At 60.3% G+C, this 19,181-nt stretch carries 19 protein-coding genes; 14 read left to right on the top strand and 5 right to left on the bottom strand.

Annotated elements, in window-relative coordinates; translation table 11 throughout:
• Positions 1-78: 78 nt before the first annotated feature.
• Positions 79-360 carry an I78 family peptidase inhibitor gene (locus ACRY08_RS12975; RefSeq protein ID WP_432450377.1) on the bottom strand — a complete coding sequence of 94 codons (282 nt, stop codon included), beginning with the start codon at positions 358-360 and terminating at the stop codon, positions 79-81.
• A gap of 109 nt (positions 361-469) precedes the next feature.
• Between ACRY08_RS12975 and ACRY08_RS12970 the strand changes: the two genes are divergently transcribed.
• From ACRY08_RS12970 to ACRY08_RS12920, 11 genes are all read left to right on the top strand, one after another.
• Positions 470-1,582: an S-(hydroxymethyl)glutathione dehydrogenase/class III alcohol dehydrogenase gene (locus ACRY08_RS12970; protein ID WP_432450376.1), complete on the top strand. Its 1,113-nt coding sequence runs from the start codon at positions 470-472 to the stop codon at positions 1,580-1,582.
• Between the two features lie 135 nt (positions 1,583-1,717).
• Positions 1,718-2,695, top strand: a complete 978-nt coding sequence (gene mbfA / locus ACRY08_RS12965; RefSeq protein ID WP_432450375.1) for an iron exporter MbfA — start codon at positions 1,718-1,720, stop codon at positions 2,693-2,695.
• A gap of 129 nt (positions 2,696-2,824) precedes the next feature.
• Positions 2,825-3,139 carry a cupin domain-containing protein gene (locus tag ACRY08_RS12960; protein ID WP_432450374.1) on the top strand — a complete coding sequence of 105 codons (315 nt, stop codon included), beginning with the start codon at positions 2,825-2,827 and terminating at the stop codon, positions 3,137-3,139.
• 201 nt (positions 3,140-3,340) lie between these two features.
• Entirely contained in the window at positions 3,341-4,267 is a 927-nt protein-coding gene (locus ACRY08_RS12955; RefSeq protein ID WP_432450373.1) for an AEC family transporter, read from the top strand.
• Positions 4,252-5,376 (top strand): NnrS family protein, encoded by a 1,125-nt coding sequence (locus ACRY08_RS12950; protein WP_432450372.1) that lies wholly within the window; start codon positions 4,252-4,254, stop codon positions 5,374-5,376. Before ACRY08_RS12955 ends, ACRY08_RS12950 begins: the two co-directional genes overlap by 16 nt.
• A gap of 35 nt (positions 5,377-5,411) precedes the next feature.
• Positions 5,412-6,242: an S-formylglutathione hydrolase gene (fghA, locus tag ACRY08_RS12945; RefSeq protein ID WP_432450371.1), complete on the top strand. Its 831-nt coding sequence runs from the start codon at positions 5,412-5,414 to the stop codon at positions 6,240-6,242.
• 10 nt (positions 6,243-6,252) lie between these two features.
• A complete protein-coding gene (locus ACRY08_RS12940; protein ID WP_432450370.1) occupies positions 6,253-6,705 on the top strand; it encodes a YaiI/YqxD family protein in 453 nt (150 codons plus the stop codon).
• Positions 6,706-6,847: 142 nt separating this feature from the next.
• Entirely contained in the window at positions 6,848-7,138 is a 291-nt protein-coding gene (locus ACRY08_RS12935; RefSeq protein ID WP_432450369.1) for a hypothetical protein, read from the top strand.
• 130 nt (positions 7,139-7,268) lie between these two features.
• Positions 7,269-8,123 (top strand): 3-mercaptopyruvate sulfurtransferase, encoded by an 855-nt coding sequence (gene sseA / locus ACRY08_RS12930; protein ID WP_432450368.1) that lies wholly within the window; start codon positions 7,269-7,271, stop codon positions 8,121-8,123.
• 3 nt (positions 8,124-8,126) lie between these two features.
• On the top strand, positions 8,127-9,311 hold the full coding sequence (locus ACRY08_RS12925) for an aromatic amino acid transaminase (RefSeq protein WP_432450367.1): 1,185 nt from the start codon (positions 8,127-8,129) through the stop codon (positions 9,309-9,311).
• Positions 9,312-9,617: 306 nt separating this feature from the next.
• A complete protein-coding gene (locus ACRY08_RS12920; RefSeq protein WP_432450366.1) occupies positions 9,618-10,088 on the top strand; it encodes a phosphoribosyl-AMP cyclohydrolase in 471 nt (156 codons plus the stop codon).
• Positions 10,089-10,217: 129 nt separating this feature from the next.
• Here the strand turns inward: ACRY08_RS12920 and amt are convergent, their stop codons facing one another.
• Together amt and ACRY08_RS12910 are read right to left on the bottom strand one after the other, a co-directional pair.
• Positions 10,218-11,534 carry an ammonium transporter gene (amt, locus tag ACRY08_RS12915; RefSeq protein ID WP_432450365.1) on the bottom strand — a complete coding sequence of 439 codons (1,317 nt, stop codon included), beginning with the start codon at positions 11,532-11,534 and terminating at the stop codon, positions 10,218-10,220.
• A gap of 17 nt (positions 11,535-11,551) precedes the next feature.
• Complete coding sequence (locus ACRY08_RS12910) at positions 11,552-11,890, bottom strand: P-II family nitrogen regulator (protein WP_432450364.1); 339 nt, start codon at positions 11,888-11,890, stop codon at positions 11,552-11,554.
• Positions 11,891-12,163: 273 nt separating this feature from the next.
• On the opposite strand from ACRY08_RS12910, the gene ACRY08_RS12905 reads away from it, so the two are divergent.
• Positions 12,164-14,389, top strand: coding sequence for a transglycosylase domain-containing protein (locus tag ACRY08_RS12905; RefSeq protein WP_432450363.1), 2,226 nt, complete (start codon positions 12,164-12,166; stop codon positions 14,387-14,389).
• Positions 14,390-14,598: 209 nt separating this feature from the next.
• Here the strand turns inward: ACRY08_RS12905 and ACRY08_RS12900 are convergent, their stop codons facing one another.
• Both ACRY08_RS12900 and ACRY08_RS12895 read right to left on the bottom strand, forming a co-directional pair.
• Positions 14,599-15,180: an MlaC/ttg2D family ABC transporter substrate-binding protein gene (locus ACRY08_RS12900; RefSeq protein WP_432450362.1), complete on the bottom strand. Its 582-nt coding sequence runs from the start codon at positions 15,178-15,180 to the stop codon at positions 14,599-14,601.
• 10 nt (positions 15,181-15,190) lie between these two features.
• Entirely contained in the window at positions 15,191-15,901 is a 711-nt protein-coding gene (locus ACRY08_RS12895) for an MlaA family lipoprotein (protein ID WP_432450361.1), read from the bottom strand.
• 226 nt (positions 15,902-16,127) lie between these two features.
• On the opposite strand from ACRY08_RS12895, the gene ACRY08_RS12890 reads away from it, so the two are divergent.
• Together ACRY08_RS12890 and ACRY08_RS12885 are read left to right on the top strand one after the other, a co-directional pair.
• On the top strand, positions 16,128-17,864 hold the full coding sequence (locus tag ACRY08_RS12890; RefSeq protein ID WP_432450360.1) for a type I secretion system permease/ATPase: 1,737 nt from the start codon (positions 16,128-16,130) through the stop codon (positions 17,862-17,864).
• Positions 17,864-19,165 (top strand): HlyD family type I secretion periplasmic adaptor subunit, encoded by a 1,302-nt coding sequence (locus ACRY08_RS12885; protein ID WP_432450359.1) that lies wholly within the window; start codon positions 17,864-17,866, stop codon positions 19,163-19,165. The genes ACRY08_RS12890 and ACRY08_RS12885 overlap by 1 nt, the downstream gene beginning before the upstream one ends.
• The last annotated feature ends 16 nt before the right edge of the window (positions 19,166-19,181 follow it).

The following is a 19,181-nucleotide window of genomic DNA, read 5'->3' as shown; positions in this document are numbered from 1 at the left end:
CTGGTCAGCGATGCCTCCTTTCGTCTGCTTTATAGCGTTTCCAACTGTTGCCCGATCACAGCAATAAATGGAAACGCTTTAGCTGCACCAGACGCGATCAATCTTTTCGGCCGCGCTGATCGAAATATTCAGACGATCCGGTTGGTAATCTGCTGTCACCGCCATGCCGGGGCGCAGAATACGCAGGTTTTTGGGCAAGTCAGAGCGTTCCAACACGGCCGCATCCTGCCCAACCAGCGCCTGCAGATTATCGGCACCGCAACTTGGGGACATGTCAGGTTCCGATGGCTGCGTGCTTCCTGCGGCCTCCAGACAAGCGGCCAATAGAAGGGGTGAGAGCAAAAGAAAATATCGTGTCATGCAGGTATTTTGCGGAAGATGTCGCGCGTGAACAAGCGGGGGTCGTTGGCTGCTTGAAATAACGCGGGCTTTCGCTCACCCTTAGGGCCACCAAAAAAGGAGAAGTCTGATGCGCACCCGTGCCGCCGTTGCCCTTGCCCCCGGCAAACCGCTTGAAGTGATGGAAGTGAACCTTGAAGGCCCGCGCGTGGGCGAGGTTCTGGTCGAGGTCAAAGCCACAGGCCTGTGCCACACAGACGAATTTACCCGCTCTGGCGATGATCCCGAAGGCATCTTTCCGGCCATTCTGGGCCACGAAGGCGCGGGTGTTGTGATCGAGGTGGGCGAAGGTGTGACCTCGCTTGAGGTGGGGGACCACGTGATCCCGCTTTACACGCCCGAATGCCGCGAGTGCGACTACTGCCTGAACCCGAAAACCAACCTGTGCCAGTCGATCCGCTCGACCCAAGGCGCGGGGCTACTGCCAGACGGATCAACCCGCTTTTCCATGCTCGATGGCACGCCGATCCACCACTATATGGGCTGTTCGACCTTCGCCAATCACACCGTGGTGCCCGAGATCGCGCTGGCCAAGGTGCGCAAAGACGCGCCTTTCGACAAAATCTGCTACATCGGTTGCGGCGTGACCACGGGCATCGGTGCGGTGATCAACACGGCCAAGGTTGAAATCGGCTCGACCGCTGTGGTCTTCGGTCTGGGCGGCATTGGCCTGAACGTCATTCAGGGCCTGCGCATGGCTGGGGCCGACCAGATTGTCGGCGTGGACCTGAATGACAGCAAAGAAGAGATGGGCCGCCATTTTGGCATGACCGATTTTGTGAACCCCTCGAAAGTGGATGGCGACATCGTGGCCCATCTGGTCGAGCTGACCGGCGGCGGGGCGGATTACTCGTTTGACGCCACCGGCAATGTGAACGTGATGCGTCAGGCGCTGGAATGCGCCCATAAAGGCTGGGGTGAATCGATCATCATCGGCGTGGCGCCCGCGGGTGCCGAGATTTCGACCCGCCCCTTCCAGCTTGTCACCGGGCGCGTTTGGCGCGGCACCGCCTTTGGCGGCGCGTCGGGCCGCACGGACGTGCCCAAAATCGTCGACTGGTACATGGACGGCAAGATCGAGATCGACCCGATGATCACCCACAAGCTGACCCTTGATCAGATCAACGAAGGGTTTGACCTGATGCATAAAGGTGAAAGCATCCGGGCGGTGGTGGAGTTCTGAACCACCCGAACCAAACCACCAAGGGGGCTTCGGCCCCCTTTTTCTTTGCGCTGCATGGCTGCCCGCGTCACTATGCGGTCTTGTGCATTTTAGAAAATCATCTAAATTAGAACCATTCTAATCTAGGAGCGCCCCATGCTGTCCGCCAATCTGCACCGCCGCCGTTTTTCCGACTTGTCCGAGCAGGAAATCCTGGCGCTTGCGATCTCGAACGAAGAGGATGACGCGCGGATTTATCGCCAATATGCCGAGCATCTGCGCGAGGAATTCCCCTCGTCGGCAAAGGTGTTCGATGGCATGGCCGAGGAAGAGGACGAACACCGCCGCCTGCTGATCGAGGCGCATAAGGTGCGGTTCGGCGACGTGATCCCGCTGATCCGGCGCGAACATGTGGCAGGGTTCTATGCCCGCCGCCCGGTCTGGCTGGTCGAAAACCTCGGGCTGGAAAGCATCCGTGCCGAAGCGCGTGAAATGGAGCGTCAGGCCGAGCAGTTTTACCGCAAGGCCGCCGACCGGACCACGAATGCGGACACGCGCAAGCTGCTGGGTGACCTTGCCGCAGCTGAGGCCGACCACGCCCATGTGGCCGGTGACCTGGAAGCGCAGCATCTGGACGAAGACGCCCGCCAGACAGAAGACGAGGCCGCCCATCGCCAATTCATCCTGACTTGGGTGCAGCCGGGATTGGCAGGGTTGATGGATGGCTCGGTTTCGACCCTTGCACCGATTTTCGCCACCGCTTTCGCCACGCAAGACACGCACACCACGTTTCTGGTGGGGCTAGCCGCCAGCGTGGGCGCGGGCATCTCGATGGGCTTCACCGAAGCCGCGTCAGATGATGGCGAGCTGTCGGGCCGTGGCAGCCCGGTCAAACGCGGTTTTGCCTCGGGCATCATGACCACGCTGGGCGGGCTGGGTCACGCATTGCCCTATCTGATCACCGATTTCTGGACCGCCACCACCATCGCGATCCTCGTCGTTTTCGTCGAGCTTTGGGCGATTGTCTGGATCCAGAACCGCTTCATGCAAACCCCCTTCATGCGGGCCACATTGCAAGTCGTGGTTGGCGGCGCTTTGGTCTTTGCCGCAGGCGCCCTGATCGGCGGCGGCTAGAGCGTTTCGCAATAAACATGTGCCTAAAGCCTATCCCGAAACGCTTTAGGCTGGCCTGACATTTCGCGGGGTCTGGCGATAGACGATGCCACGCTCCCGTCACAGGATCGTTTCAGGCAGGAGGCGATCATGTGTGAGGCAAATGGAACCGCCGTTGGAACGGTGCTTTTGGAAAACGACCGGATGCGCGTCACCGAATGGCGCTTTGCCAAACGGGGGGACAACACCGGGTGGCACCGGCACGAATACGATTATCTGGTCATCCCGATGTTTGACGGCACGCTGGACATTGACCTGCCGGATGGGTCCCGCATTCAGGCCCCTTTGAAAAACGGTGTGCCCTACGACCGCAAAGCCGGGGTCGAACATGATGTGATCAACGCCAATGACTTTGAATGTGCATTCATTGAAGTCGAACTGCTTGAAGACGCCGCGCGCACCTAAGCGCCGCATAAAGCGTTTCGGCTTATTGTTGAGGCACGACAATATGTCGAAACACGCGGAACTTATTGATGATGTGGGCGTTTCGGAATCAAGTTGTGATCTGGCTTAATCTCGAAACGCGGTAAATGATATCTATACCGTGGGCGTTTTGGAATAAACACGTGCTTCAAGTTTATCTCGAAACGCTTTAGGGCTGGGCACATGATCGATGTGCTGTTGCAGACCTTCCCCTTTTTCGCCCTGATCGGACTGGGCTTTGGCGCGGCCGCCAAAGGTTTTTTCCCGCCCGAGGCAACCGCCTATCTGACCCGCTTTGTCTTCTATTTTGCGCTCTCGGCCATGCTGTTTCGGTTCTCGGCCAACCTGTCGCTGGCCCAGGTGATCGACTGGCCCTTCATCTGGGCCTACGCGTTGGGCGGGCTGGCGATCTATCTTCTGGCCACCGCCGTCGCCCTGATGCGCAAACGTGGCGTCGAAGAAGCCGCGGTCGAGGCCCAATGCGCCGTGATCGGCAACACCGGCTTTCTGGGCGTGCCCATGCTGGCGCTTCTCATGGGCGAGGCCGCCATCGGCCCGGTCATGCTGGTGCTTGCCGTGGACCTTTTTCTGTTCAGCAGCCTGATTGTGATCATCATCACCGGCGCGCGGGATGGGCGGGTCAGCCCCGCCATTCTGGGCACGGTGGGCAAAGGTCTGTTTGCCAATCCGATGATCGTCTCGATGGCGCTGGGATTTGCATGGTCGGCGACCGGATGGATCCTTGCCGACCCGGTCAGCCGGTTTCTTGACCTGCTTGCCGGCGCCTCGACGCCCTGCGCGCTTTTTGCCATCGGCGCGTCGCTTGCCTCTAAATCGGCCGAGCGTGTCACCGTCGCGGCTTGGCTGAGTTTCGCCAAGCTGGTCCTGCACCCGCTGGCCGTTGGCATACTTGCCTTTGCAGTCTTCGATGTGGATCCGTTCATGGCAGGCGTCATGATTGCTGCGGCGGGTCTGCCCGTGGCGGGCAATGTCTATATGCTGGCCCAACACTACGGCGTTGCGCCGCAGCGCGTTTCCTCGGCAATCCTGTTATCCACCTCGATATCGGTTCTGACCGTGTCCGCAATTATCGCATGGGTGACACAGTGATCTTCTTGTCCGGCGCCTACCGGCCCTTCTTTCCCGCCGCCGCCTTATTTGCCGGTCTGGCCATCCCGCTCTGGATCGCCAGCTACGCAAGCATCGTGACCCCCAACAGCGACCCGATCATGTGGCACCAACATGAAATGATGTGGGGCTATCTGCCCGCGGCGCTTGCCGGTTTTCTGTTCACCGCCATTCCCAACTGGACCAAGCGCCCACCGCTTGCCCCGGCCCCGCTTGCTGTGCTGTTCGCTCTGTGGCTGGCGGGACGGATTGGCATGTTCACAGCGCCCGAGGCCCTGCCCGCCCAGCTGATTGCCGCTGCATTCCTGCCTGCCACCGCCGTCCTTGCCCTGCGCGAGCTGATCGCAGCGGGCAACCGGCGCAACTATGTCGTGGCGGGCGTGATCTTTGCCCTTGCCCTGTCGCAGATGATCTTTCTTTGGAGCAACGCCGAGACCGGCCTGACCGCAGGCTTCGCGCTCACCCTTGTTTTGATGACGCATATTGGGGGCCGCGTCACCCCGGCCTTCAGCCGCAATTGGTTGAAAGCACGTGGGGCGGCAAAGCTGCCCGCCCCGTTTGGCAAGGTCGATCAGATCGCCATCATCGCGGTGGCGGCCACAGGGGCTAGCTGGGTTCTGTTGGGCTTGAGCCCGGTAACCGGCGTGATTGCGACCCTCGCAACCTTTGCCCTTGCGCTGCGCCTGTCGCGCTGGTGCGGCTGGTCCGTACGCACAGAACCTTTGCTGTTTGCGCAGCACGCGGCCTATGGCTGGCTGGCCGTGGGCACAGCATTTCTGGCGCTGTCGATCCTGTCAGAGGGTACAAGTCTGGCACAGGCGCAGCACGCCTTTGGTGCCGGCGCCATCGGCACCATGACCGCCATCGTGATGCTGCGCGCACTTCTGGGCCATTCAGGCCGCCCGATCAAAGCCACGCGGTTTGACACGCTCACCCTGTGTGCACTGCATCTGGGGGCGGCCTTGCGCGTCATCGCCGACTGGGCAAGCGACCCGACACCTTTCTATCACGCGGGCGGCACGCTTTGGGCGGCCGCGATGATTGCGCTGGCCATGCGCGCTTTCCCCATTGCCATCACCCCCCGGCTCTAGTTAGGTCGGTGTCAAACCGATCAAAGGAGCCACCCATGGAAACCATCTCGGAAAACGCTTGTTTCGGCGGCACTCAGGGCGTCTACAAACACGCCTCGCAGGCCACTGGCACCGACATGACCTTTGGCCTGTTCCAACCTGCCGAAGCCTCCGATGGTCCAGTGCCTGTTCTGTGGTATCTCTCGGGTCTGACCTGCACCCATGAAAACGCCATGACCAAAGCGGGTGCGCAAGCCTGGGCGGCGGAACAAGGCATCGCGCTGGTCTTTCCAGACACCAGCCCACGGGGCGACGGCGTGGCCGATGACGAGGCCTATGACCTTGGTCAGGGCGCGGGCTTTTACGTGAATGCCACCGAGGACCCTTGGGCGCCGCATTTCCAGATGTGGGATTACGTGACCGAGGATCTGCCCGAGCTTCTTTTCAACAGCTTCGCGCTGGACGCGGAACGGCAAGGCATCACCGGCCATTCGATGGGCGGGCATGGCGCGCTGACCATGGCGATGGCCCTGCCCGACCGTTTCCGGTCCGTGTCCGCCTTTTCGCCCATTTGCAACCCAACCGGGTCGGATTGGGGCAAGAAGCAGCTGGGCGCTTATCTGGGTGCCGACACGGACCGCTGGAGCGCGCATGATGCCTCGCTTCTGATGCAAGAGGTGGGTTTTGATGGACCCATGCTGATCGACACAGGCACCAAGGATCAATTTTTGGACCTTTTGCGCCCCGAAACTCTGGCTGCAGCCATTGCCACCCGCCGGCAAGAGGCCATTTTCCGCATGCAGCCGGGCTATGACCACAGCTACTTCTTCGTCTCGACCTTCATGGAAGACCATATCAACTTCCACGCTGAAGCCCTTTGGGCCTGAGGCGACGGGCATGGCTGTTTACATCGACGCCGATGCCTGCCCGGTCAAGGCCGAGGCCGAAGCCGTCGCGACTCGCCACAAGACCACGATGTATGTTGTGTCCAATGGTGGGCTGCGCCCGTCGCAAAACCCGCTGGTCGAGATGATCTATGTGCCCGATGGCCCGGACGTGGCCGATATGTGGATCGCAGATCGCGCGGGACCTGCTGATGTGGTGGTCACCGGGGACATCCCGCTGGCGGCAAAATGCGTCGAAAACGGTGCTCAGGTGATCCGCCACAACGGCGAGCGCTTCACTCAGGCCAATGTGCGTGAACAGCTGGCCATGCGCGACCTGATGGCGGATCTGCGCGCGGCTGACCCGTTCCGCCAAGGCGGTGGCAAGGCCTTCTCAAAATCAGACCGCGCGCGTTTTCGCGAGGCTTTGGACGCAGCCCTGCGCCGGACCTCCAGCCACAGCTGACCCCGCGTCACGGCCAAGTTCCCCCGTTTTTTCCCCTTATTTGACCCGCCGCGATCATGGAATGTGGCTTTACCGGGCACGGGGGCTGGCCCGGGTATAGGAGTGAGGGGCCCCGACATCCATTCTGGGGAAGGAACAGGCTATGGAATCGCTACTTATCAACCTCGTATCGGGGGCCGTTGGCGGCAACGTCGCAGGCGGACTTTTGAAGAATCTCAACCAAGGCACGCTGATCAACTCGATCGCCGGGATCGCCGGTGGCGGGCTGGGCGGAACCATCCTGAAGGCGCTTGGCGCAGGCGGTGTGGCGGACGCAGCCGGGGCGGGTGGCCTTGATATTGCGTCGATCCTTGGTCAGGTCGCCACCGGCGGCGTGGGCGGCGGCGTGGTGCTGGCCGTGGTTGGTGTCATTCGCAACATGATGGCAAAATAACCACCAAAGACTTTGTAACGAGTGCAGGGGGGCCGCGTGCCCCCCTTTTTTCATGGCTTCAAGCCCCGCACGCTTGCCTATCCCCGCGCCGCGTTCTAGGCATGTTGGGAAACTGACCGGAGGGCAAGCCGTGCCGCATAGCGACCCTAAGACGCTGGTCTCGACCGACTGGCTGGCGAAACATCTGAAAGACCCGGATCTGCGCATCCTGTGTGCCAGCTGGTATATGCCGGATATGGGGCGGGACGGAAAAACGGAATATGATACCGGGCATATCCCGGGCGCGCGTTATTTCGATATCGACGAGATTGCCGACCTGCGCTCTGACCTGCCGCACATGATGCCGCCGGTTGAAAAATTCATGTCCCGCGTGCGCGCTTTGGGCGTGGGAGACGGTCACCAGATTGTCGTCTATGACGGCATGGGGTTGTTTTCGGCCGCCCGTGTCTGGTGGATGTTCCGTCTGATGGGGCACAAAGACATTGCTGTTCTGGACGGCGGGTTGCCGAAATGGCAGGCCGAGGGTCACCCGATCGAGGACCTGCCGCCTGTGATCCGCGACCGTCACATGACAGTCAGCCGTCAGGCGCATATGATCAAGGATGTGACGCAGGTCGCGGCGGCCTCGAAGCTGGGCGATTATGAGATCATTGATGCCCGGTCAGCTGAACGGTTCCGCGGCGAGGTGGATGAACCCCGCGAAGGGCTGCGATCAGGCCATATCCCGAACTCGAAAAACGTCCCCTTCGGCACGCTGTTGAACGCCGATGGCACGATGAAATCCCCCGAAGACATCCGCAGCGTGTTTGAAGCCGCCAATGTGGACCTTGCCAAACCCGCGATCACCAGCTGCGGGTCAGGCGTGACCGCCGCGATCCTGTCGCTGGCGCTGGAACGCATCGGGCACGATCGCCACGCTGTTTATGATGGCAGCTGGACCGAATGGGGCATGTATAACGACCTGAACGTCGCAACCGGAGAATAGACGATGTTTACCAATCTCAAGGCGCAACCGACCGACAAGATCATGGCGCTGATGCAGCAATATCGCGAGGACCCGCGCGACGGGAAAATCGACCTTGGCGTAGGTGTTTACAAAAACGCGCAAGGCGTGACCCCGGTGATGCGCGCGGTGAAAGCCGCTGAAAAAGTGCTGTGGGACATCGAAGGCACCAAATCCTATACTGGGCTGGCCGGTGATCCGGCTTACGGCCGCGCGCTGACCAAGCTGGTGCTGGGGGATGCTGTGCCGTCGGACCGTCTGTCGATGGCCGCCCAACCTGGCGGCACCGGCGCGATCCACCAAGCGGTTGAGCTGATCAAGATGGCCTCGCCTGATGCCACGATCTGGCTGTCGGCGCCCACATGGCCAAACCACCCCTCGATCATCAAGCATCTTGGCATGAAGATGGCCGAATACCGCTATTTCGACAATGAAAGCCGCGCGGTTGATTTCGACGGGATGATGGAAGACCTGAAAGGCATCAAAGCCGGCGACGCGGTGCTTTTGCACGGTTGCTGCCACAACCCGACCGGCGCGAACCTGACCCTGCCCCAGTGGAAAGAGGTCGCCGCGCTGATCGTTGATAAGGGCGCAACCCCGCTGATCGACATCGCCTATCAGGGCTTTGGCGACGGTCTGGAAGAAGACGCCGCTGGCGTGCGTCTGATCGCGCAAGCCGTACCGGAAGCGATGATCGCGGCGAGCTGCTCGAAAAACTTCGGCATCTACCGCGAGCGTACCGGGCTTCTGACCTGCATCTCGGAAAACGCCGAGCAGGCCGGGATCACCCAGCAGAACCTGACCCACCTGAACCGTCAGAACTTCAGCTTCCCCCCCGATCACGGCGCCCGTCTGGTGACCATGATCCTTGAGGATGAGGGCCTGAAAGCCGACTGGATGGCCGAGCTGGAAGAGGTGCGCACCGGCATGCTGGGTCTGCGCGAGCAGCTGGCTGGCGAGTTGCGCGCCCGCACGGGCTCCGACCGCTTCGGCTTCATCGCCGATCACCGCGGCATGTTCTCACGCCTTGGCGCCACTCCCGAGCAGGTCGAGGCGCTGCGCGTCGATCACGGCATTTACATGGTCGGGGACAGCCGCATGAACATCGCGGGCCTGAACGAAGAGACCGTGCCCCTGCTGGCGGAAGCCATTGCGAAGGTTGGGGTATAAATCCCCCCTTCCTGAGTTGAAGCGTCCTGCCATAAACCTGATTTGCGGGTTTGGGGCAGGACGCGCGAAACACTGATTTGTTGCGCAGCCCCCCTTTTTTCCTGCCTCAGGTTAAAGGTCGGAGGCTTTAAAGACGCTGAACCCACCGAATCTGTGGGTTCAGCACGCACCCCCCGAAAACTGCCGTAGCGTAAATTCGCAAGCCCACGCAGCGAAGCCCCAGTTTGGTCTTCCCCAAAACATGCCTTACCCTTTAAGAACTGGCGTCGACCCGGTTGTAATCGAATGTGAAAGGGAAACGCGCAAATGATCACTGAAGACGACCTGTTGGCCGCACGCACCGCATGGGGGGACGCCCTTGTTGCAATCTCGAAAGCCTATGAGGACGATGGGATAGAAGCGGCACGCGACGTGGCCGGCCAAATCCTTGATGCGGCCTATGGCTACAATCTGGGACCTGTCCTGTTCAAACCCACACTCAGCGGCGGCGAACAAACGTTCCGCACAACCCGCGACGGCGCGCTGTCCTACTTCGTCGGGCATAGCGACAGCTACCCTCAGGATGGCGGCTTTGGCATCAAAGGCTGGCGCGAGGTCCGCTCGCAGACAGCTGCAAGTTTCATCGAAGGTGACGTTGGCATGTGGATGGGCTGGATTTTCTGCATCGATAAAGACGGCAACACCACCAAGGTCGACAAGACCTTTGGCTACAAGAAAGATGCCGACGGTACGCTTCGCATCGTGCTGCACCATTCGTCCTTGCCGTTTGAAGGCTAAGCCGGCGAGTTTTGCGCACCGGAAGCGCACAAAGAAAAGGGAGCCTTTCAGCCCCCTTTTCCACCCTGTTGGCCTTGGCATTTGCGCGGCCAGCATGTGCCGGGGGTTGGTCCCCCGGCATTTTATGTCTTAGCCGTTGGTGAACTCCGGATAGGCTTCCATGCCCAGCTCGGCCGTGTCCAACCCGTTCATTTCGTCTTCTTCGCTGACCCGCAGGCCCATGGTGGCCTTGATGATCCCGAAGAAGATGAAGCTGACGACGAAGACGAAGATGCCGATGGCCAGGAACCCCATGATCTGAGTGCCAAAGCTGGCCTCCGCGTTGGTCCAAGCCACGATGAACGTGCCCCAGAAACCTGCCACCAGATGCACCGGGATGGCGCCGACCACATCGTCAATCTTCAGCTTGTCCAGCAGCGGCACAACGAAGACGACGATTGCGCCACCGATGCCGCCGATGATCAGCGCCTGAAACAGCGAGGGTGCCAGAGGTTCAGCGGTGATCGAGACCAGACCAGCCAGTGCACCGTTCAGGGTCATCGTCAGATCGACCTTCTTGAACATCACCTGCGTCATGATCATCGCAACGACAGCACCCGCGGCGGCAGCCATGTTGGTGTTGGCGAAGATACGTGCCACGTCCGAGACGTCGCTGATGGTGCCCATGGCCAGCTGCGAGCCGCCGTTGAAGCCGAACCAGCCCAGCCACAGGATGAACGTGCCAAGCGTGGCCAGCGGCAGGTTCGAACCCGGCATCGGGATCGTGCGGCCATCTTTATACTTGCCGATACGCGGACCAAGGATCAGGACACCTGCCAGCGCGGCAAAGCCACCAGCCGCATGCACCAAGGTCGAGCCTGCGAAGTCCGAGAAACCTGCCTCCGACAACCAGCCGCCGCCCCACTGCCAGCTTGCCTCAATCGGATAGATGAAGCCGGTCAGCACGACCACGAAGGCCAGAAAGGGCCACAGTTTGATGCGCTCGGCCAGCGTGCCCGAAACGATGGACGCGGTGGTCGCGCAGAACATCAGCTGGAAGAAAAAGTCCGATGCACCCGAGGCATAGCCGACGTCTACCGCATCGGCTGCGACGCCAACCGGGTCCAGCGAAGTCACGGCAAAGAACGGCCCCAGCCAGCCTTCGACCAGCCAGTCGCCGGGATACATGATGCCGTAACCCGCGAGCCAATACATGATCGCCGCGATGGAAAAGAGCGCGATGTTCTTGGTCAGCTGCATGGTCACATTCTTGGACCGTACCAGCCCGGCCTCAAGCATGGCGAAACCGGCCGCCATCCAGAAGACCAGCACCCCGCCCAGCAAGAACAGCACCGAGGTCAGAATAAAGCCCGTGTGCGGCGCGGCCTCGCCGCCCGCCTCTTGCGCCAGGGCCAACCCCGGCAAAGCGGCCATCAGGGCCGTCGAAATCAGAAATTTGCGTGTCATTATCTGTCCTTTCGCGCTTACACGGCGTCTGCGCCGGTTTCGCCGGTGCGCACGCGCATTGCGTCCGCCACATCGAGGGTGAAGATCTTGCCGTCACCGATTTTGCCCGTGTGGGCGGCCTTCGAGATCGTCTCGACCACGTCAGCGGCCAGATCGTCATTCACGACGATTTCCAGCTTGATTTTCGGCAGGAAATTCACGGCATATTCTGCGCCGCGATAAATTTCAGTGTGGCCCGACTGCGCGCCGAAGCCTTTGATTTCGGAAACCATCATGCCGGTCACGCCGACGGAGGTAAGCGCTTCGCGTACCTCCTCGAGCTTGAACGGCTTGATCGCTGCAATGATCAGTTTCACGATCTTGTCCTTTCTGTCCCTTGTACCGCACCGCCCTAGCGACCGTGCACCTGCAGCAATTCAAGCGCCGCAGAGCAGCAAATGCACAGAGGTCGGTGGGGTCAGGCTGCTCAGAAAACCGGCAATGCGCGAAATTTGCGGCGCTTGCACAGCGCCCTGCCTGTTTTTTGCACAGTGCGAAAAATCGCGGGTCGCGGGGCTTCGGGCTACACTTGCTGGACACGATTCGTTAAATCAGAGACAACAAGCCCCGAGCAGACGCGGACGAGTATCATGAGCCAATCCGGCCAAAAGCGCCCCAAACTGGTGGCAGACAAGCGCTATCCGACAAAAAAGGCAGCGCCCAAGAAGACTGCACGCAAGAGCGCGCGGAAAGCCACGCCGAAGCGGCGCAAACGCGGCGGAAGCGGCGGCGGTAAGCGACCGCGTAACATCCTGCTTTGGCCGTTTTACCTGGTGGGGCTCTTGCTGCGGCTGATCTGGCGACTGATGTGGAAGGGCGCCGTGGTGGTGGCCCTCATCATCGGGGTTGCGGTGTTCTATTTCGCCTCCACCATGCCCGAGTTGAACGCGATGCTGGATGGGCGGGCGAAAGGCTCGGTGACCATTCTGGACCGCTACGGCGACGTCTATGCTTGGCGCGGCGACCAGCGCGGACGCACCATCACCGCCGAAACCGTCAGCCCGCATTTGAAGAATGCCGTGGTCGCAACCGAAGACAAACGCTTCTACGGCCACCTCGGCGTCAGCCCGCGCGGCGTGGCCAGCGCGATCCGCATCAACCTGCGCGAAGGGCGCGGGCCGCTGTCCGGGCACGGCGGGTCGACCCTGACCCAACAGGTGGCCAAACTTCTTTGTCTGGGCGTGCCCTATGACCCGGATGTGTGGAAGACCGAGGCCGCCTATGAAGCGGACTGCCGGCAGGGCTCGCTGTGGCGCAAGATCAAGGAAGCCGTCTATGCGATGGCGCTAGAGGCCAAGTTCTCGAAAAACGAGATCCTTACGATCTATCTGAACCGTGCCTATCTTGGCGCCGGGTCCTTTGGCTTTGACGCCGCAGCCCAGCGCTATTTCGCCATTCCGGCCTCGGACCTGAACCCGGCACAGGCGGCCATGTTGTCAGGCATGCTGACCGCGCCCTCTCGCTTTGCCCCCACGAACAACCTGAAACGATCGCAGGATCGTGCCGCGACCGTGCTGCGTTTGATGAACGAACAGGATTTCCTGTCTGACAAGGAAACTGCGCATTATCAGGCGAACCCGGCTGTGCTGTCGAAAGCAGCCAAAGCGCAGGCAGGCGGATATTTCGCAGACTGGATCATGGGCGACCTGCCCGCCTTCCTGACCCGCAAAACCACCGAAGACGTGATCATCAAGACCACGCTGGACCCGCGCATTCAGAAAGCCGCGGAAAATGCGATGGCCAAGATTTTTGCCGAGAAGGTCTCGGCCGGGTCCAAAGCGCAGGCCGCCATCGTGGTGATGAGCGCGGATGGGGCCGTGCGTGGGCTTGTCGGCGGGCGCGAAACCCGCGTGACCGGGGCGTTCAACCGGGCCACACAGGCCAAACGGCAAACCGGGTCCGCCTTTAAACCCTTCGTCTATGCCGCCGCGCTGGACATGGGGTTTCAGTGGGATGATTTCGTGGTGGATGAACCCTATTGCCTGAACGTGGCGGGGTCGGGCGAATGGTGCCCGAAGAACTACACCAAGAAGTTTTACGGCACGGTCAGCCTGACCGAAGCGCTTGCCCGTTCGCTCAACATTCCGGCGGTAAAAGTGTCCGAGGAAGTGGGCCGCGAAGCGGTGCGCGCGGTAGCCGCGCAGTTTGGCATCGAAAGCGATCTGGCGGCTGGCCCGGCACTGGCGCTTGGCGCCTCTGACGGCACGCTTCTGGAAACCACGGGGGCCTATGCAGGCATCCTGAATGGCGGATCATCCGTGACGCCTTATGGTTTGACCGAACTCAGCCTTGTGGGCGACCGGGAACCGCTGATGACGCAATCCGGCGGGATCGGCGAACGCGTGATTTCGCGCGAAGCATCGGCGCAGCTGATCTATATGATGAACCGTGTGGTCGAAACCGGCACCGGCACCCGCGCCAAGATCGACGGGCTGGAGATTGCGGGCAAAACCGGCACCAGCCAATCCGCGCGGGACGCGTGGTTCATTGCCTTCACCGCGGACTACGTCATGGGCATCTGGATGGGCTATGATGACAACACGCCGCTTAAGGGTGTCACGGGTGGCGGCCTGCCCGCCGAGATGTGGCGCGAAGCCATGGTCGAGATCCAGTCACAACTGGTGCCGACACCGCTGCCCATGATCCGCCCCAACCGCACACCGCGGTTTGACGGACAGCTGATGACCTCGGGCGACGGTGCCTTTTCAGGGGGGGCTGGCGGCACGCGTCCGACCGGGAACGGCCAATCGGTCGGCAATGCGGTCGAAGATGCGCTGATTGGCGTTCTACGTTCAATCTTTGGCCAAAAGAACTGATCGGGCAACGCCACTGGCAATGGGCACGAGCGGGTTTTTCTGACGAAAACCGCGCTGTCGGTGGCTCACTTCGTGAGCCTGGACCACCGCCATGGCCACGCAAAACAAAAGCCCCAGCGCAAAGCCGGGGCGTTCTGTGATGTCATATTGTCGAAGGTAAAAGCGTTTCCAGTTAGTGTTGAGTCACAGCAATAACTGAAACGCTTTGGTTACTTCAGATCAGCGATGAGCTTGTTCAGATCGCCACCGCGACGATCCAGCATTGCGCCGATTTCTTTCTTCTCGGACTTCACGATCGAAATGCCTTCGATCACCATGTCGATGAATTTCCCGTCACGCTTGGCCACGATAAAGACCACATCAAAAGGGGCTTTCCCTTTCAAAGTCGTCTTGGTCAGCACTTCGTAGAAGTTCTTGCGCTCGGACGAGCTGACCACATCAATGCGCCCGCCTTCAAATTCGCGAAACCGGCTGCCATAGCGGCGCGAAATGTAACCTTTGAATGCCTTGGTAAAGCTGCGCATCTGCGACGCGCTGGCAGAACGTGCATCGACACCCAACGCGCTGCGCGCGATGAAGTCAACAGCGGCATATTTGTTAAACACGCCTTCGAATTTCTTGATCATCGATGCTTCGGACGCGCCCGAGTTGATGATCGAATTGATGTCATTCACCACTTTGCCAATCAGGCTTTCCGCCTTGGCGGCCGAAATCGCGGCCATTGCGCGCCCCGGCATTGTGGCCATCACGCCAAGCCCGGCCAATCCGCCAAGAACGGCGCGGCGTGTCATAGAGGTCTCGTTACCCACCATACGCATCATAAATATCCTCCAATTCATCGTCTTGAACCTCGATGCCAAGCTCATACCGGCGGCTGTCGAGATAGTAGAGCTTCATCAGCTCGTAACCGTTTTCACCTTCATAGAATTCGTCAATCGTATCACCAAAGGTGTAGCGATCGCCAAATTTGGACAGAACCCAAGCGGCTTTCGGCACATGTTTGACCTCGGCCGGCAAGGCAAGGCTCAGCGGGTTCAGCACAAAGTCGACCAGGATGCCAAAACCGTCCCGTTCGGTCGACGGTCCAAAGAACGGCAGCACAACATAGTCACCTTCCGGCGCGCCCCACACATGTAGGGTTTCACCGAAATCGCTGTCGCGTTCCTCGATCCCAATGCCTGTGGCAACGTCAAAGAGGCCAAAGAGACCCAATGTTGCGTTGAACACGAAGCGGACTGAGTTGTGTACGGCGTCCTCGATATTGCCCTGAAGCAGATTGTTGGCCACCACACCGGGCAGACCTGCGGTATCCGAGAAACTGGCCACGCCGTCACGGATCGGACGGGGCAGGATCTCGCCGTAGGCGGTTGACGCGGGCGACACCAAGGCCTTGTCCAGGTCAATATTGGCGTCATGCGTGCGGCGGTTCTGAACCTCATGCGGATCGCTATATCCCACAGGCGCCGGTGCGGAAGCACAGGCTCCGAGCGCCGTCAGGGCAATAGCCGCCATGGCGGGGCGAAATCTGGTAAATTTATGAGTCACGTGAACAATCGCCAAATATCGAGGTTTCTGTCTGCTGGCACACACATAGTGGATGCACAGGGAAAGCACAGATGTTAACACCTTAGCAGAGATTAGATGTGACTATTTGGCGACAGTTACCAAGCAGTTTTCCGCCGAATCGCGGCGCGCAACCGCCCGGGACCATGGCCGACGCGTAAGACAGGTAAATAAAATGCAGCAAGACACAGTGGAATATGGCCTAGAAGAGCTTCGCGCGGCGCGGCGCAAGACACGCGCGCTGTTCATCGGTGTCGCCGTATTTTCCGTATTTACCAACCTCTTGATGCTCACCGCACCCCTTTACATGCTGCAGCTCTATGACCGCGTGCTGGGCAGCCGCTCCGAAGCCACACTGGTCGCGCTGACGCTGCTGATGGCGTTTCTTTTCATCATGATGGGCGTTCTGGATTATGCACGCGGGCGGGTGCTGGCGCGGATCGGCGCGCAGTTTCAAGAAGCGCTGGACCACCGGGTGTTCTCGGCAATGCTGCGCCAACCGGCAAATACCGGACCCAACAAAAGCGCCTCTGCCGGCTTGCAGGACCTGGAAGCGATCCAGCGCTATTATTCCAGCCCGGTCTCCACCGCGATTTTCGATGTCCCATGGACACCGCTCTTTCTGTTCGCGATCGTGATCTTTCACCCTTGGCTGGGGGCGCTTGCGCTGGTGGGCGGGGCGGTTTTGGTGGCCATTACGGTGCTGAACCAAATCTTCACCCGCGTCGCGGCACAACGTTCCGTCGAAGCCACGCTGCATGCTGACCATCTGGCCGAACAGATGCGGTTGGAAAGTGAAATGGTGCGCGCTTTGGGCATGTCTGGCGCGGCCTATGACCGCTGGCACCTTGCCCGGCGGGAAGCTCTGGCCCAGACGATCCGTGCAGCAGATAGTCAGGGGCATTTCTCTAACCTGTCAAAAACCTTCAGGCAGTTTCTGCAATCCGCCATGCTTGGGCTTGGCGCCTATCTTGCGCTTTTGGGGGAAATCTCTCCCGGCGCGATGATTGCAGGTTCCATCCTTCTGGGGCGGGCGCTTGCTCCGGTGGATATGCTGATTGGGCAATGGCAGACCGTACAGCGCGCGCGGGTGGGCTGGCGCAACCTCGGTGCCTTGCTTGGCAAAGTGCCCAAAGAGGAGCACAAAACCCAGCTGCCCCGCCCCAAGGCCCATTTGCGGGCCGAGAATGTGACCGTCATCCCCCCCGGCTCCAGCCACGCGGTGCTGCGCACGGTCAGCTTCGAGGTGAAGCCGGGCATCGCGCTTGGGGTGATTGGCCCTTCGGGGTCAGGCAAGACAACGCTGGCCAAGGTGTTGACGGGCGTTCAGGACCCTGCGGGCGGGGTGGTGCGCCTTGATAACGCATCCCTGGATCAATACACGCCCGAAGCGCTTGGACAATATATTGGTTACCTGCCCCAGCGGGTGCAGCTTTTTGACGGAACAATTGCCGAAAACATCGCGGGGCTTGATCTTGAACCGGACTCGGCTCAGGTCGTGGCCGCCGCCAAAAGCGCCGCGGCGCACGAGATGATTCTGGCCTTGCCGGACGGGTATGACACCAAGATTACACCGGGAAGCAGCGTGTTGTCGGGCGGGCAAATGCAGCGCATCGGTCTGGCTCGCGCCCTCTATGGCGACCCTGAGATTCTGGTGCTGGATGAACCGAACTCCAATCTGGACAACACCGGAAGCATCGCCCTGAACACCGCCATCCGAAACTTGAAATCACGTGGAGGCGCTGTGTTGATCATGGCGCACCGCCCCGCAGCCATTCAGGAATGCGAGTTGTTGTTGGTGCTGGATGGCGGGCATGCTGTCGGCTTTGGCCCCCGCGATCAGGTGCTGGCCGAACATGTCAAAAACGCCCGCAAAATACGCGAAACACAGGGCATGGGAGGGGTAAGCTGATGTCCACACACACCTATTCCGCTCGCCGTCCGATGATCATAGGCCTTGTCGCCCTTGCCGTGCTGGTTCTTGGCTTTGGCAGCTGGGCTGTCGCCAGCCGTCTGGCCGGTGCAGTCATTGCATCCGGAGAGGTTGAGGTCGACAAGAACCGGCAAGTCGTTCAGCACCCTGATGGTGGCGTCGTGAACGCGTTGCTTGTCAAAGAAGGCGATCTGGTATCCGCCGGCGATATTCTTGTGCGCCTTGATGCGGCAGAACGTCAGTCGCAAATGGTTGTGCTCAACGGGCAATATGCGGATCAGCTTGCCCGTCACGCCCGGCTCGTGGCAGAGCGGGATGGGGCCGATCAGATCGAGTTTCCACCCTCCCTTCTCAGCTCTGCCTCTGAAAATGAGGCAATCCACGATCTGATCGACGGGCAGACCCGGCTGTTCTCGTCGCGCCGCCGCAGCCTGTCGACCCAGATTGCCCAGCTTGAAAAACGCAAAACCCAGATCGAGCGGCAAATCGACGGGTTTGATGCCCAGAAACGGGCCTTGGATCAACAACTCTCTTTGCTGGGTGAAGATCTGGAAAACCAACAGACTTTGCTTGCAAAGGGACTGACGCAAGCGCCGCGCGTGCTGTCATTGCAGCGCGAAGAGGCCGCACTTCTTGGCGCGTTGGGCGAACTTGAAGCAAATCGCGCAAGTGCTGCGCTACAGGTCACGGAAACCGAACTGCAAATCCTGTCGCTGGAAAGTGAACAACGCGAAGGCGCCATCACTGAATTGCGCGAATTGGAACCCCTCATGCTGGATCTAGGAGAGAAGCGCGCACGACTTGCCGCTGAACTGGACCGGCTTGATATTCGCGCACCGATTTCCGGAATTGTGCATGGGATGCAGGTCTTCACCGACCGCGAAGTGATCCAACCCGGCGCCCCGGTGCTTTATCTGGTTGCGCGTGATCGGCCCTTGGTGGTGACCGTGCAGATCGATCCCATTCATGTGGATCAGGTTTTTGTCAATCAGGGCGTTTTCCTGCGGCTCACGGCCTTTGACGGAAAAACCACCCCGGATCTGAACGCAAAAATCACGCGCATATCAGCAGATTCCTTTTCCGACAGCAGTACGGGGCAAAGCTTCTACGTGGCGGAAATCCGGCTTGAGCCGGGCGAGGTTGAGCGCTTGCCGGATGGGGTCGAGCTGATCCCCGGCATGCCGGTCACCGCGTTTATCCGCACCGAAGACCGCAGCCCGCTTTCCTATCTGATTGCACCGCTTTCCGCCTATTTCGAAAAAGCGCTGCGCGAAAGCTGACGCGCGATCGCGGCCC

This window comes from Aliiroseovarius marinus, assembly GCF_050881025.1.
GTDB lineage: Bacteria > Pseudomonadota > Alphaproteobacteria > Rhodobacterales > Rhodobacteraceae > Aliiroseovarius > Aliiroseovarius marinus_A.
Note: the sequence above shows the minus strand (reverse complement) of the source record. Positions and strands in the feature narration are given on the sequence as shown.

Coding starts and splice junctions, on each gene's coding strand:
- ACRY08_RS12970 (WP_432450376.1), top strand. CDS start 470: ATGCGCACCCGTGCCGCCGTTGCCCTTGCCCCCGGCAAACCGCTTGAA.
- ACRY08_RS12920 (WP_432450366.1), top strand. CDS start 9,618: ATGATCACTGAAGACGACCTGTTGGCCGCACGCACCGCATGGGGGGAC.
- ACRY08_RS12955 (WP_432450373.1), top strand. CDS start 3,341: ATGATCGATGTGCTGTTGCAGACCTTCCCCTTTTTCGCCCTGATCGGA.
- ACRY08_RS12975 (WP_432450377.1), bottom strand. CDS start 360: ATGACACGATATTTTCTTTTGCTCTCACCCCTTCTATTGGCCGCTTGT.
- mbfA (WP_432450375.1), top strand. CDS start 1,718: ATGCTGTCCGCCAATCTGCACCGCCGCCGTTTTTCCGACTTGTCCGAG.
- ACRY08_RS12900 (WP_432450362.1), bottom strand. CDS start 15,180: ATGACACGCCGCGCCGTTCTTGGCGGATTGGCCGGGCTTGGCGTGATG.
- ACRY08_RS12960 (WP_432450374.1), top strand. CDS start 2,825: ATGTGTGAGGCAAATGGAACCGCCGTTGGAACGGTGCTTTTGGAAAAC.
- ACRY08_RS12935 (WP_432450369.1), top strand. CDS start 6,848: ATGGAATCGCTACTTATCAACCTCGTATCGGGGGCCGTTGGCGGCAAC.
- amt (WP_432450365.1), bottom strand. CDS start 11,534: ATGACACGCAAATTTCTGATTTCGACGGCCCTGATGGCCGCTTTGCCG.
- fghA (WP_432450371.1), top strand. CDS start 5,412: ATGGAAACCATCTCGGAAAACGCTTGTTTCGGCGGCACTCAGGGCGTC.
- ACRY08_RS12890 (WP_432450360.1), top strand. CDS start 16,128: ATGCAGCAAGACACAGTGGAATATGGCCTAGAAGAGCTTCGCGCGGCG.
- ACRY08_RS12940 (WP_432450370.1), top strand. CDS start 6,253: ATGGCTGTTTACATCGACGCCGATGCCTGCCCGGTCAAGGCCGAGGCC.
- ACRY08_RS12905 (WP_432450363.1), top strand. CDS start 12,164: ATGAGCCAATCCGGCCAAAAGCGCCCCAAACTGGTGGCAGACAAGCGC.
- ACRY08_RS12950 (WP_432450372.1), top strand. CDS start 4,252: ATGGGTGACACAGTGATCTTCTTGTCCGGCGCCTACCGGCCCTTCTTT.
- ACRY08_RS12895 (WP_432450361.1), bottom strand. CDS start 15,901: ATGGCGGCTATTGCCCTGACGGCGCTCGGAGCCTGTGCTTCCGCACCG.
- ACRY08_RS12885 (WP_432450359.1), top strand. CDS start 17,864: ATGTCCACACACACCTATTCCGCTCGCCGTCCGATGATCATAGGCCTT.
- ACRY08_RS12925 (WP_432450367.1), top strand. CDS start 8,127: ATGTTTACCAATCTCAAGGCGCAACCGACCGACAAGATCATGGCGCTG.